Raw genomic sequence first — 13,935 nt, forward strand, 5'->3', positions numbered from 1 at the left:
GATGCCCCGGCTTACGTAGCGAGGCTATCAACCTCGTTGAATATAAACAGGCAATGCCACCGCATTCGCGGCCGGATCGCCGGCTGCATCGGTCGGCAAATATTGCGTCTGGAACGCGGTAAACATCGCGGCAAATCCATCGGCGCGCTGCACGATCACCGCGCCGTCCTGGAACGCGCCGTTTTCGTTGTAATGCGGACCGCGCGGATTGCCCTGATTCATGTGGGTTTCGTGAAGACCGTCCTTCTTCGGCAGAAACAGAAAGCCGAACCCGTAGACGACGATGCCTGCGGTCGTCGGGGTCCAGAAATCGCGGTTTTGCAACTGACCGCTGCCGTTGTCGTAGGGCAGGCTTTGCGACGGCTTGCTTTCGTCGATGGTCAGGATTTCGTCGATGATGTCGTTGACGTCGGCGCGATTGCCGTTTTGGTCCTCGTAGGGGACCGGCCGCATGCGGTGAATGTCGAGCAGGCTGCTGTCCTGGAAGTAGTCGAGCCGGGGAAACCCGCTGGTGTAGAGGCCGAGGTTCAGGGCCTGCAGTTTCGTGGTGAGCGGATCGGCGAAGTTCAGATCGGCATAGAAGTACACGTCGTCGTTACCGCTTGCGCCCGGTTGCGTCGATGCCGAATTGACGACGATATTGAATGGCGTGTTGTCGTTGCCAGTAACCGTAATCACATAGTGCGGACTGCCCACATACGAATCTTTGAAAGGCGCCGCGCGCAGCAGATTTCCCTTGAACATGCAGTATTCGTTCATGAATGAATGACCTTGTCGAAGTTGACGAACGGAAAGCGACTCGCACCCAGGCATACGTGTTAGTCGTCGATAAACAGAACGGTGCGGACGGCGCGGCGAACGCCAAACAGATCAACGAGCCGTTTCGAACCCGGCTGCCCAGCGAGCCCATTCGACCAGCACGTCGGTCACATCGTCGGGCCGCTCCATCGTGCACATATGACCGCTTCGTTCGATCACGCGAAGCTTCGAGCCGCGAATCTGCGCGTGCATTTCCTCGTGACGCGCCAACGGACTCCATTTGTCATCGCGTCCGCACACGATCATCGTCGGGCAGGCGATGTCGCGAAGCAGCGCCGTCGCATCGGGACGATCCAGTAATGCGCGGATCTGCGCAGCGAATTTATCTGGCGTGCTTCGCTCGATCATGTCGAGCACCGCCTCGTAGACGGCGGAATCGTGGCGATCAGCGTTGACCATGCCGGGCGCCCACTCGTTGCCCATCGCGCGCATGCCTTTCGCGCGCGCGAGTTCGAGTAGTCGCAGCCGCTGCGAGCGCTCGCTTTCGCCGGCCTCTCCGCCGGCACGCGGCGTGCAACCGGTGTCGAGCAACGCGAGCCCGGCGACGCGTTGCGGTGCGCGCCGGAACACTTCGAGCGCGACCCGTCCCCCCATCGAATGACCCGCGACCAGCAGGCGGTCTCCCGAAACCGACTCGAGCACGAGTTCGGCCATCGCGCCGAGCGAGTCGCGCATGCCGTAGTCGGGCACGAAGCAGTCGCCGATCGCGCCAAGCGCGCCGCGCTGATCGGCCCACACTGCGCCGTCGCAGAGCAGTCCAGGGAGCAAAACGATTTGGTGGGTCATGGGTGGGTCCTGTGATGCGTTGAAAGGATAAAAGAAATGACGCTCTGTACGACGTCATCGTCGAATGGTCATTTATCCGCCTTACCATAGCATGCCCATCTGCCGCGCGGTCGCATCGATCGCCGCTTTTGCCTTCGAGACGATTTCGTCGATTTCCGGCCGGCTGATCACGAGCGGCGGCGACAGCAACATCCGGTCGCCGCTCGCGCGCATGATCAGATTGCCGTTGAAGCAGAAGTCGCGGCACAGCGCGCCGACATCGCCGCCGTTCGCAAAGCGCTTGCGCGCGAGCGGCTCCTCGGCGAGTTGCACACCCGCCACGAGGCCCGCGCCGCTGATCTCGCCAACGACAGGATGAGCGGCGAACGTCTCACGCAGTCTCTTCTGAAAGTACGGACCGGTATCCGCTTTGACGCGCTCGACGATCTTCTCGTCGCGCAGCAGTTTCAGATTGGCAAGCGCGACGGCCGCCGCGACCGGATGCCCAGAGTAGGTGAGGCCATGATTGAAGTCGCCATTGTCGATCAGTGCGCGGGCGACGCGATCATGCAGGCCGACCGCTCCCATCGGCACGTAACCGCTGGTGAGTCCCTTCGCGAGCGTGATCAGGTCCGGCTCGAAGCCGAAGTGCTGATGCGCGAACCATTCGCCGGTTCGGCCGAAGCCGCCGATCACTTCGTCCGCGACGAGCAGCACGTCGTACTTGCGGCAAATACGCTCGATTTCCGGCCAGTAAGTGTCGGCCGGAAAGATCACGCCGCCGGCTCCCTGGAAAGGCTCACCGATAAACGCGGCGACATTGTCCGCACCGAGTTCGAGAATTTTCGCTTCGAGCTGCCGCGCGCGAGCCAGCGCGAATTCTTCCGGCGTCTGACCGCTCGCCGCTTCGCCGAAGAAGTAGGGTTGATCGATATGCACGATGTTCTCGACTTTCGACGGCATCTGTTCATGCATATAAGCCATGCCGCCGAGCGTGCCGCCCGCGATCGTCGACCCGTGATAAGCGTTCTTGCGCGCGATGACGAACTTCTTCGCGCTCTGGCGTTGCGTCGCCCAGTATTGATGAACGATGCGCAGCACGGTGTCGTTGCCCTCTGAGCCGCTGTTGCAGTAGAAGAAGTGATTGAACGGCGCGGGCGTCAGCTCGGCGAGCAGGGCCGACAGTTCGATCACCGGCGGATGCGTCGTCTTGAAGAAGGTGTTGTAGTACGGCAGTTCTTGCATCTGCCGGAAGGCGGCGTCGGCGAGTTCATGGCGTCCGTAGCCGACGTTCACGCACCACAGTCCAGCCATGCCGTCGATGATCTTGTTGCCGTCCGAGTCCCACAGGTACACGCCTTGCGCCTTCACGATCACGCGCGAACCCGCGCGATTGAGCGAGCCCATATCCGAGAACGGGTGGATGTGATGCGCGGCATCGAGCGCGCGGTATTCGGCGGTGCTGCGCGACGGGGCTTGCGAGGTCGGCGCGTCTATCGTTGCGCCAAGCTCGGGCGTCTCCTTCTCCGCATACATCAGATCGTCAGTCTTATAGCTCATACTGCCTCCGTCTTTTCAAAGTTCTCATTGACCGATTGATCCCCGGCACTCACACGTGCAGCAGCAAATGCCGGCGCTCCCACGAACTGATCACGCGGAAAAACGCTTCGTATTCGGTCTCTTTCAGCGCGAGATACGCGCGGACGAACTGTTCGCCGAGTACGTCGGCAATTGGCTCGCACGCACTCATCAACGTCAGGCCTTCTTCGAGATTGCGCGGTAATTGGTAGGGCAATGCATAGCCGTCGCTCGCCAGCGGTTCGGTTGGGGCGAGCCGCTGCGTGATGCCGAGATAGCCGGCGGCCAAGGTCGCGGCAATCGCCAGATATGGATTGCAATCGACACCCGGAATGCGGTTCTCGATGCGGCGCGCGACCGGCGTCGAATGTGGAATGCGAAAGCCCACCGTGCGATTGTCGTAACCCCACGCGACGTTGATCGGCGCGGCCATGAAACGCGACAGGCGCCGATACGAGTTGATGTATGGCGCGAAGATCGGCATTAGCGCCGGCGTGTATTTCTGCAAGCCGGCGATATAGCCGGTGAAAAGCGATGTCGGTTCGCCATCCGCGGCGGTAAACAGGTTGCGGCCGGTTTCCATATCGACGAGGCTCTGATGCATGTGCATCGCCGAGCCCGGCTCGCCTTCCATCGGCTTCGCCATGAAGGTCGCGTACATCTTGTGGCGCAAAGCCGCTTCGCGCACGGTGCGCTTGAATAGAAACACGCTGTCCGCGAGTTTGAGCGGATCGCCATGCATGAAGTTGATTTCCATCTGCGCGGCGCCCACTTCGTGTATCAGCGTGTCGACTTCGAGTTCCTGCACGTCGCAGTACTCGTAGATGTCTTCGAACAGCGGATCGAATTCATTGACCGCTTCGATCGAATACGCCTGGCGTCCGGTTTCCGCGCGACCCGTACGTCCAACCGGCGGTTGCAGCGGCAGGTCGGGATCACGGTTCATATCGACTAAATAGAACTCGAGTTCCGGTGCGATCACCGGTTTCCAGCCGCGCGCCTTGTATAGATCGAGCACGCGGCGCAACACGCAGCGCGGCGAGATTTCGACCGGCGTGCCATCGAAATGAACGCAGTCGTGAATCACTTGGGCGGTCGGGTCGACTGCCCACGGAATCATCCGGATCGTGCTCGCGTCGGGTACGCACACCATGTCGGGATCGGTGACGCCGGTCAGCGAATCGCTTTGCGGATAATCGCCGGTCACGGTCTGAATCATCACCGCCTGCGGCAGACGCATCGATTCGCCCGATTCGAACTTGCTGCGCGGAATGATCTTGCCGCGCGCGATGCCGGCCATGTCCGGAATAATCGCTTCGATTTCGGTGACGTGATGCTTTTTCAGAAAATCGTCGATGTCATGCATGATTGTTCTCTATGTTTTGATCCGCGACCTGGGACATGCGTGCAGGGTTGCGTGTATTCATGCGCTGGCGGCACGCGTCGCCGAAGGCGCGAAATATCGCGGTCGATAACGCGTTGTCCGCGTGTCTCCATTCCGGGTGCCATTGCACGCCGAGCGCGAATGCGCGGGCGTCGCTGACGCTGATTGCTTCGATCAGGCCGTCCGCCGCGAGTGCTTCGACATCGAGGCCTGCGCCGAGTCGCGCAATACCCTGACCGTGCAATGAATTCACCCGCGCTTCGTGGGCGCCGCCCGCAACGCGCTGCAGCATGCCACCGCGCGTCAGCACGATCGAATGCGACGTGGCGTATTGCACGTCGAGCGAGTCGCCCTTGTTCTCGCGATGGTCGTTCAGTCCGCCGACCGCATGAACGCTTTGATGCAAGGTCCCGCCGAATGCCACGTTCATTTCCTGCAAGCCGCGGCAGATGGCGAGAACCGGTACGCCGGCCGCAACCGCAGCGCGGATAAGCGGCAACGTGGTTGCATCGCGCGCCGGGTCGTGCAATGTATCGGGCTCGCTCGAAGCGCCGCCGTCCCGGTGCGGCTCGACGTTCGAATAGCTGCCGGTGAATAGCAAGCCATCGACAGCAGCGAGCAAATTGTCGCTGCACTGACGTTCACCGAAAGCCGGCACCAGCATCGCAAGCGCGTGTGAGCCCTCGACGATCGCGGCGATGTACTTTTCACCGGCCACGTGCGATGGATGAGCGCCGAGCATCGTTCTATCGGCGGTGATGCCTACTATTGGTTGGTTTCGCATAATGAATAGGCGTGTCGATCCCACGCCGCACACCACGTGAACGGCGTTAAATAGCGCGCGCGACGAAATGGGAAAACGCGAAGGCGAGGCGAAGCCAAAGCGAATCCGCGCAATCACGCGCAGCGCTAATCAGATTAGAAGCGGTTCGATTGAATCCGTCGTAATGCGCGGCAATCAGTCAGCGCCGCGCGGACGCAAGCAGACAGCTCGCGAAAACGCGTGCAAACGGATGAATCGAGCAGCGAAAAGAGACTAGAGAAGAGAGGCGCTACGGCAGCAGCGAGGCGACTTCGTCTGTGCGCACCGCGATGAACGCGCGTGCGGAGAGGACGTTGCGGCGTCGAACGGAGCGACGCGACAGGACTGTGATGACGGACAGAAAGCGGCGAAACGCAAGGCTGCCGTTGCTGCCGTCGGCGCTGGCGCCGTCAGCGCAAATACAACGCGCCTGACTGCGATTCCAATTCACCAAAGGGCCTCGGACTCTCACGATGACACTCGACTGGCGTAGTTGAGGGTATTGAACGCTCTGTTTCGAATCCACAGCGGATATTGAAGAAACAGGACGCGGGTCGATCGAGAAGAAACGGTACTAAACGGTAAAGGCTTAGTTCGCAGCGCCGCTCACGCAATCTCCCAATAGCTAGGATATACGAGCTAAAAATGCCGTCAATTTATTTTTGTTTTTTGGCAAGACGGCATCAAGCGTGAGGCCGTGTGCCTAGTCTGCAATTCGTTCACTCCGCGAGACGGGCGCGCACTGTGTATTCGCCTTCGTTGCCCCTGTCTTCGAGCATGTGCGCCATCGCCGTATTGAAGTCGGGTGGCAGTGGCTCGACTGGATAGCCGCGCTTTTCCCATGCGTCGAGTCCGCCCTTAAGGGCGCGCACATGATGAATGTTCTTGCGATGCAATTGCCTGACGATGCGCTTCGCGGTCGCTTCGTTCGGACACACGCAATAGACGACGATCGGCCGCTTCAGATACTCCGGATGAATCGGATCGGGCGATTCCAGATCGAGTGGCCGTGCGCCGGCAATGCGATGCGATTCCTTTTCGCGCACGGTGTGCGGGCGCGCGTCGAGAATCAGCGGCGGTTCGTTCGACTTCATCATCGCGTCGAGCTGATCGGGCGAAATGCGTGCATGCGCGAGCCAGCGGCGAAACTGCAAACGGCGCAGCCAGCGATACAGCAGAACCGCCGCGAAGATCACCGCGAACGTATCGAAGATCGTGCCGCCGTTGCGGCGCACGAACAGCATCAATTGGACGATCTCATCGTGCAAGGCGGCGCCGCCGATGATCCAGACGCTCGCCCACAGCGTCGCACCGACCATGTCCCACAACAAGAACACGCCGATGCCGATCGCGGTCGTGCCGAGCAGCGGCGCGGAAATCAGGCCGAGACCGGGCAGGAACTTCGCGACCGTCAGAATCGGCGCGCCATAGCGCTCATAGGTATTGCGCGCGACGCGCACCGTGGTGTCCAGCGACAGCGAGAAGCGCACGAGGTAATTGAGCAGACGGCGCCCATACGCGCGTCCGGTGAAAAACCACAGCGAGTCGGCGATCAGCGTCGCACCGACCGCCGCGCAGATCATGTTGATGTACGAGGCTTCGCCCACCGCGGCCATCGTTCCCGCGAGAATCAGCATCGGCGCGGCTGGAATCGGCATGCCGAGCTGCGTGACGAGCACGCTCATGAAGACGGCCCACACGCCCGCAGACGGTGGAATAGCGACCGGGAAATGCCACACAACCGCGCTCCTGATTAAGGCAAAGAAAGGGAAAAGAATCGTCTGCGCCGAGGCCGATACGAGCCTCTGGCGATGCGAAAGACGGATTTAAGCACAGGTGGCGAGTCGGCGTTATGAAAGTGCGCCGACAAAGTGGCGCGCGAGCGACGAATGCGCATGGCGCACCACGCCATGCCGCGTGCATGCGCCGCGCGGCAAGTGGATCAACGCGGACTGAGCAGCGGGATTTGCCTCGCTTCAGGCGAGGCGGTCCAAAAAGCGGCCTGTCGCCTTACGCATCCTCGGAGGGATCATAGGGCACCACGCGCTCATGCTCGTCCGCGTGATTGCGCGCGACGATCGCGCGCGCCGCGGCGTTCGCATCGAGATTGAACGGCTGATGCGGCACGCCGGGCGGAATGAACAGGAAGTCGCCCGGCTCGGTGATGACCGACTCGCGCAGGCCCGGGCCATAGCACGTCTCGATCTTGCCTTCGAGCATATAGATCGCGGTTTCGTAGTCGGCGTGATAGTGCGGCTGCGCATGGCCGCCGGGCGGGACCACGACCATATACATCGACAGTCCGGTGGCACCCGCGGTGCCCGCCGAAATGCCGACGAAATAGGGCAACCGCTGCATCGTCGCCATTTCCCGTTCCGGGCGCACCTTGATCACAGGGGCCCGCGCGTCGTGCCTGACGTTTGACATGGTCGCTCCTTTCGTCGCCGCCGTGCCGGGCGGCTTCATACATGCCGAACTGAAAGTCTAGACGATACGGGCGGCAATATCGGACCTGGTGAAGCGCGCGCGACCGCCAAAACGCGTTGCTACAATGATCGGCATACCCCCGACCAAGATCACGGAGACAGCGCATGGCCACGCTTGAGCCCATCAGCCGCTACCCGGTCCCCGAGCCGAGCGAGTGGCCCGAAGACATCAGCGCCCGCATTCTCGAAGTGCAGGACAAAGCCGGTTTCGTGCCGAACGTGTTTCTGACGCTCGCGCATCGGCCCGATGAATTTCGCGCGTTCTTCGCTTATCACGATGCGTTGATGCTGAAAGAGGGCGGTCTCACCAAGGGCGAGCGCGAGATGATCGTGGTCGCGACGAGCGCGGTCAACGATTGTCTTTACTGCGTGATCGCGCACGGCGCGATTCTGCGCATCTACGAGAAAGCGCCGCTGCTCGCCGATCAGCTTGCGGTCAATCATCGCAAGGCCGACATCACCGAGCGCCAGAAGGCGATGCTCGATTTCGCGCTGAAGGTGTGCCGCGCGTCCGGCATGGTCGACGAAGAAGACTTCCAGACGCTGCGCGGCCACGGCTTCACCGATGAAGACATCTGGGACATCGCGGCAATCACCGCGTTTTTCGGCCTATCGAACCGGATGGCGAACGTGATCTCGATGCGTCCGAACGACGAGTTCTATCTGATGGGGCGCGTGCCGAAAGCCGCCGCGGATGCGCCGAAGAAATAGCCGCGACTGGCATTGCTTCAGCGTCTCTACCGGCATTGCACATCACGCCGGCGCGGGACGCGGCGCATGCCGCGCGGGCGTCGTCACCGCCGTGTCGTCGATCGGGAAATGCAGCAGCGCCGCGAGCAGTCCCGCCGCGACCGTCGCTACCCAGATCAGCGAGTACGAACCCGTCAGATCGAACACGAGGCCACCGAGCCACGCGCCGAGAAACGAGCCGATCTGATGGCTCAGAAAGCACACGCCGAACAGGCTGCCGAGGTGACGCGTGCCGAACACCTTGGCGACGAGCCCGCTCGTCAGCGGTACGGTACCGAGCCACGTCAGGCCCATCACGGCCGCGAAAATCACCACGGACACCGCGCTTTTCGGCAGCGCGAAGAACGTGGCGATCGTCGCGCTGCGAATCAGATAAAGCCAGCCGAGCACATGATGCTGGCGGAACCGGCCGCCGAGCCAGCCGCATGCCCAACTGCCCGCCATATTGAACAGGCCGATCAGCGCAAGCGCGGTGGCGCCCAGCCCGATCGGCATATGACACAGCGTCAGATACGCGGGCAGATGCGTCGCGATGAACGCGAGCTGGAAGCCGCAGGTGAAGAAGCCGAGCGTCAGCAGGCGGTAGCCGCGATGGCGCGTCGCTTGTGACAGAACTTCGCGCAGCGGAGTCGCGGGCGCATCGTCGAACCGGGCCTGGCTCGCCGCATGCATCCGCGCGCGACGGTCGAGCACGATGCCGAGCGGCGCGATCAGCAGCATCACGAACGCGAGCACGAACAGCGAGGTCGCGATGCCCGCGTGCAGCCGGATGCCTTGCACGAGCGGCACCATCAGCACCTGTCCGGCGGAGCCGCCGGCGCTGACGAGGCCCATCGCGACGCTGCGCTTCTCCGGCGACGCCATGCGGCCGACCGCCGGCAACACCACGCCGAAGGTCGTGCAGCTGACGCCGATGCCGACCAGCAGCCCCATGCCGATCACCAGCAGCGCGCCGCTCGGCGCGACCGCCGACAGCGCGAGGCCGGCCGCGAACGTCGAAGCGCCGAACGCGACGACCGGCGCCGAGCCATAGCGATCCGCAGCCGCGCCCGCGAACGGCTGCGCGAAGCCCCACACGAGGTTGTGCAGCGCGATCGCGAAGGCGATCAACGTGACCGGCAGACCGCGGTCGAACGAGAACGGGCCGATGAACAGGCCGAAAGTCTGGCGGATGCCCATCGCGGCGCTCAGGATCAGTGCCGCGGCGACGATCACGATCGCGTAGTGACGGTCGTCGCCGGAGCGACGGCGGGGGTGAGTTGCGTGGTGCGGGTGGTCGACATGGCGGCTTCTCCTTGGCCACCATCGTCGCAGCCCGCCGCGTGGCCGGCAAAGGAAAAGATTTCGACGACAGGTGAGCGCCGCTCACCTATGCGCTGCCAGATCGCCGTCCGCGGCCGCGTCGGCATGCGCGTCGAAGGCCGCCGCCTCGTCGACGAGCCAGCGCCTGAAATCGGCGAGCTCGGGCCGCCGGATCGCGCTGTCCGCATTCTCCGCGCTGACCAGCCAGTAGGCGGTGGCGGATGCGATGGTGGGCGCGCAAGCCTCGACCAGCGCGCCGCTCGCCAGATCGCCATCGACCAGCGGCTTGCGGCCGAGCGCGACGCCGAGGCCCATGCTGGCCGCTTCGAAGGCGAGCTGGATCGTGTCGACGTGCAAGCCGGCGTCCATATCGATGCCGCCGGTGCCGGTTGCATCGAGCCACGCCTGCCAGTCTTCACTCGCGGCGTTCACGTGAATCAGCGTCGCGCGTCGCAGGCTCGGGACGCCGTGCTCGTCGCGCAGCGTCGCCACATAGGCGGGGCTGCACACCGGCACGAAACGCTCGCCGAACAGGCGCGTCCATGCGGTGCCGGCGACCGGCGCGCGGCTCATGCGGATCGCGAAATCGAAGCCGTCGACCGGGAAACCGACCTGGCGACGCGATGTATCCACGCTCACGTTGACATTCGGCCAGCGCGCGCGAAAACCCGCGAGGCGCGGCAGCAGCCAACGCGACGCGAAGGTCGGCGCGCAGCTGAGCGTGATCGACCGATCCGCGCGGTGATTGGGCAGACGCTGCGTGCCGATCGCGATCAGCGAAAACGCCTCGGAGACGTACGACAGATAATCCGCGCCAACCGCCGTCAGCGAGATGCCGCGCGGCTCGCGCACGAACAGCTCGACGCCGAGCGCTTCCTCGAGCCCGACGATGCCATGACTGATCGCGCTCGGCGTGACGTTCAGCTCGGCGGCGGCGAGCTTGAAACTTTGATGCCTGCCGGCCGCTTCGAAAAAACGGAGCGCTGGCAGGGGTGGCAGACGAAGCGGCATGTGCATTCCCCAGGGCGGCCGCGTCGCGCGGGGCGCGCGTGCCGCGTGGTGTTGGCGGGTGTAATGGGCGTGCTGTTTGGCGCAAGCATACCTTGCGGTGGCGCCTCGCGAGTGTGTTGTCGAACCGTCGGCAAAAGCGGCTGCAGAAAGGCTGCCGCTTAAAAATCATTGGCGGCCCTGTCGATTTTTCGCGGTCTCATCCGTCGTCGCTTGTAGGAAGGGCGGCAAAGCACAGGTAGCCGCCCGTCTTCCGTCCGTTTTTCGCACGACTTCTCACAAGGAGATGGCTGATGAACGACGCAAACACATCGATGCATACGCTAAAACCGGCCCGCGAACTGGCCGACCTGCCTCAACGCTTTCCCGGCGAGAGCGCCGAATATCGACGCGCGCGCAACGCGTTGCTCGCCGAGGAGATCGAGCTGCGCCGCCAGATCGAGCGCGTCGCCGCGCAGCGCCGCGCGCTGCCGGCGGGCGGCATCGTGCCGCAGGATTACCGCTTCGACGGCGAAGCCGGCCCGGTCACGCTAGCGCAGATGTTCGGCGCGCACGACACACTGGTGACCTACAACTGGATGTTCGGACCGCAACGCGCGCGGCCGTGCCCGATGTGCACGTCGCTGCTGAGTGCGTGGGACGGCGAAATGCCCGATATCCTGCAGCGCGTCGCGTTCGTGGTGATCGGCCGCTCGCCGATCGACAGGCTCGTCGCGTTCAAGCAGGAGCGTGGCTGGCGGCATCTGCGGCTCTATTCGTCGGGCGGCAATACGTTCAATCGCGATTACGCAGCCGAAGATCCCGCCGGCGACGACGTTCCGGCGCTCAACGTATTCACGCGCACGGGCGGTGTCGTGCGGCACTTCTGGGCCGAGGAGATGGGGCCATCGACGTCGGACCCCGGGCAGGACCCGCGCGGCGCGCCCGATCTAATGCCGCTATGGACGATCCTCGACATGACCCCCGGCGGCCGCGGCACCGACTGGTATCCGAAGCTGGCGTACTGAGCGGCACGGCCGCAAAGCGATCGAGCGCTACGAATGCGTCTCCGCCGCATGGCTTTGCGCGAGCGCGGTCCATAGGAACGTGCCGACCGCGCTTGCCCGCATCGGCAGGCTGAACAGATAGCCTTGCACCGCGCGCGCGCCGAGCGCCTTCACGACCTGGGCCTGCAATGGCGTTTCGAGTCCTTCCACCACGCATTCGAGTCCGAGGTTGCGGCACAGGTCGATCACGGATTTGATGATCTTCTTCGACGCGCTGTTGGTATCGACGTCGGAGACGAAGCTGCGATCGATCTTGATCGCGTCGAATGGCAAGCGGTGCACGTAGCTGAGGCTCGAATAGCCGGTGCCGAAATCGTCGAGCGACATCCGGCAGCCGGCCTGCTTCAGCATCGTCATCGCACTGTGCGCCTGCTCGAAATCGCGCGTCAACGCGGTTTCGGTGATTTCGAACGTCACGCGATGCGGCGACACACCGCTTGCGGCGACGATGTCGATCAGGCGGCGGGCGCGTGCCGAGGTCGAGATATCGATCGCGGACAGGTTGAACGACAGATACAGATCGGCGGGCCAGTGTGCGACTTCGGCGAGCGCCTGGCGCAGCAGCACATCGGTGATGCCGAGAATCAGCTCGGTACGCTCTGCGATCCGAATGAATTCCTCCGGCCTGACCATGCCGAGCCGCGCGTTGTGCCATCGCCCGAGCGCTTCGAGGCCGATCGGCCGGTGGGTGAGCAGATCGTAGATCGGCTGGAATTCGAGGAACAGTTCCGCTTCGAGATCCGCGTGGCGCAACTCCTGGGTGACGAGGCTTAGCCGCCGCATCTGCGTTTCGTGTTCGGTCGAGAAAATCACCGGCATGCCGCGGCGGTTTTCCTTGCCGACATAGAGGGCGGCGTCGGCGCGTTCGAACACTTGCGCGACCGTCGAGCCCGCGTCGGGAAACGCGGCCCAGCCGATCGTGCCCGACAGCTCCGCGACATTGTCGGCGACCTGGTAAGGCCGACTGAGCGCGTCGCAGATCCGCTGCCCCAACTGAACCAGCGCTTCGTTCGACATCTTGTGACGCACGAGCACGCCGAATTCGTCGCCGCCCAGACGCGCGAACATCAGCCCCGTCTCGCTGATCGACACGAGCCGCGTGCCGACTTCCTGCAGCACGAGATCGCCGCTCGCGTGACCATATATGTCGTTGACCTGCTTGAAGCCGTCCAGATCGATGAGCCCGACGTTGAAGCCGCCGCCGGTTTCGAGCGCCTGCTCGAGTATTGCGCTCAGCGCCGCGAAATAGCTGCGCCGGTTCGGCAGGCCGGTCAGGCTGTCGATGTTGGCGAGCCGGTAGTTGTCGTCGCTGAGCCGTTGGGTGTTTTGATGGCTTGCCTGTAGTTCGCGTTGCGCTTGCACGGCGTCCGCAAACGTGCGGCAGTAAAGCTGGATGACCACCGCGAGCGCGACGCCGACCAGCGTCATGTCGACGGCCATCGCGAAGAACACCGGCGAGCCGCTGGACACGAGGAATCCGGAGAAACTAAGGAGGACGATGCAAAGCAGCAGAAGCGCGGCCTTGCGCAGGTGGATCAGGCAGAACATGCTGCCGACCAGCGTCGTCGCCATGTAGAACGCGACCTGCGCCTGCTGATACGCGCCGCCGTACGGGAACAGCAGCAGCGACCAGCCGCTGAACGCGACGCCGAACAGGCCGACGATCCACGTCACGCCGCGCAGTTCGCGGACTACCTGGGCGTCCGTCATCGTCCGGTTGCGTTTGCGCCACCAGCGCACGCAGCGAAGCACACACAGCGCGGCGAGCGCGCCGGGCATATACATCGACAGCCAGGCCGGCGCGCTGTCCAGATGCGTCGCCGCGACCGCCGCCGTGTTGACGAGCAGGATGAAGTAGAGAAGCGGTACCTGGCGGCTGAACGCATGCAACCGTGCACGCATCAGCGCACGGTCACCGTCGGCGACCGACAGTACCTTCTTCAATCTTGCGAGCCAAACCATCACCGTCCTTTTAACGTTTGCGCGCTAAACGCA

General features: G+C 63.3%; 13 protein-coding genes. 2 read left to right on the forward strand and 11 right to left on the reverse strand.

Annotated features, from left to right (window positions below):
* Positions 1–27 precede the first annotated feature (27 nt).
* From AB4Y34_RS00560 to AB4Y34_RS00595, 8 genes are all read right to left on the reverse strand, one after another.
* Complete coding sequence (locus AB4Y34_RS00560; RefSeq protein ID WP_368714906.1) at positions 28–759, reverse strand: DUF2278 family protein; 732 nt, start codon at positions 757–759, stop codon at positions 28–30.
* A gap of 111 nt (positions 760–870) precedes the next feature.
* Positions 871–1,605: an alpha/beta fold hydrolase gene (locus AB4Y34_RS00565; protein ID WP_368714907.1), complete on the reverse strand. Its 735-nt coding sequence runs from the start codon at positions 1,603–1,605 to the stop codon at positions 871–873.
* 81 nt (positions 1,606–1,686) lie between these two features.
* Positions 1,687–3,144: an aspartate aminotransferase family protein gene (locus AB4Y34_RS00570; protein WP_368714908.1), complete on the reverse strand. Its 1,458-nt coding sequence runs from the start codon at positions 3,142–3,144 to the stop codon at positions 1,687–1,689.
* Positions 3,145–3,193: 49 nt separating this feature from the next.
* Positions 3,194–4,528 (reverse strand): glutamine synthetase family protein, encoded by a 1,335-nt coding sequence (locus AB4Y34_RS00575; protein WP_184225066.1) that lies wholly within the window; start codon positions 4,526–4,528, stop codon positions 3,194–3,196.
* Complete coding sequence (locus AB4Y34_RS00580) at positions 4,521–5,330, reverse strand: gamma-glutamyl-gamma-aminobutyrate hydrolase family protein (protein ID WP_368714909.1); 810 nt, start codon at positions 5,328–5,330, stop codon at positions 4,521–4,523. The genes AB4Y34_RS00575 and AB4Y34_RS00580 overlap by 8 nt, the downstream gene beginning before the upstream one ends.
* Before the next feature lie 268 nt (positions 5,331–5,598).
* The gene (locus tag AB4Y34_RS00585) at positions 5,599–5,820 is read right to left on the reverse strand and encodes a hypothetical protein (protein ID WP_233853204.1); all 222 of its coding nucleotides are present in this window, start codon (positions 5,818–5,820) and stop codon (positions 5,599–5,601) included.
* A gap of 247 nt (positions 5,821–6,067) precedes the next feature.
* On the reverse strand, positions 6,068–7,087 hold the full coding sequence (locus tag AB4Y34_RS00590; RefSeq protein ID WP_368714910.1) for a rhodanese-like domain-containing protein: 1,020 nt from the start codon (positions 7,085–7,087) through the stop codon (positions 6,068–6,070).
* Positions 7,088–7,358: 271 nt separating this feature from the next.
* On the reverse strand, positions 7,359–7,775 hold the full coding sequence (locus tag AB4Y34_RS00595; protein WP_368714911.1) for a cupin domain-containing protein: 417 nt from the start codon (positions 7,773–7,775) through the stop codon (positions 7,359–7,361).
* 164 nt (positions 7,776–7,939) lie between these two features.
* Between AB4Y34_RS00595 and AB4Y34_RS00600 the strand changes: the two genes are divergently transcribed.
* The gene (locus AB4Y34_RS00600) at positions 7,940–8,545 is read left to right on the forward strand and encodes a peroxidase-related enzyme (protein ID WP_176379411.1); all 606 of its coding nucleotides are present in this window, start codon (positions 7,940–7,942) and stop codon (positions 8,543–8,545) included.
* A gap of 42 nt (positions 8,546–8,587) precedes the next feature.
* On the opposite strand, the gene AB4Y34_RS00605 is transcribed toward AB4Y34_RS00600, so the two are convergent.
* Together AB4Y34_RS00605 and AB4Y34_RS00610 are read right to left on the reverse strand one after the other, a co-directional pair.
* The gene (locus tag AB4Y34_RS00605; protein WP_368715158.1) at positions 8,588–9,763 is read right to left on the reverse strand and encodes an MFS transporter; all 1,176 of its coding nucleotides are present in this window, start codon (positions 9,761–9,763) and stop codon (positions 8,588–8,590) included.
* Between the two features lie 186 nt (positions 9,764–9,949).
* Entirely contained in the window at positions 9,950–10,897 is a 948-nt protein-coding gene (locus AB4Y34_RS00610; RefSeq protein ID WP_368714912.1) for a LysR substrate-binding domain-containing protein, read from the reverse strand.
* 290 nt (positions 10,898–11,187) lie between these two features.
* On the opposite strand from AB4Y34_RS00610, the gene AB4Y34_RS00615 reads away from it, so the two are divergent.
* Complete coding sequence (locus AB4Y34_RS00615) at positions 11,188–11,901, forward strand: DUF899 domain-containing protein (protein WP_368714913.1); 714 nt, start codon at positions 11,188–11,190, stop codon at positions 11,899–11,901.
* 27 nt (positions 11,902–11,928) lie between these two features.
* Here the strand turns inward: AB4Y34_RS00615 and AB4Y34_RS00620 are convergent, their stop codons facing one another.
* Entirely contained in the window at positions 11,929–13,902 is a 1,974-nt protein-coding gene (locus AB4Y34_RS00620; protein ID WP_368714914.1) for a putative bifunctional diguanylate cyclase/phosphodiesterase, read from the reverse strand.
* Between the last annotated feature and the right edge of the window lie 33 nt (positions 13,903–13,935).

It is taken from the genome of Paraburkholderia sp. BR10954 (genome assembly GCF_040965775.1).
GTDB lineage: Bacteria > Pseudomonadota > Gammaproteobacteria > Burkholderiales > Burkholderiaceae > Paraburkholderia > Paraburkholderia youngii.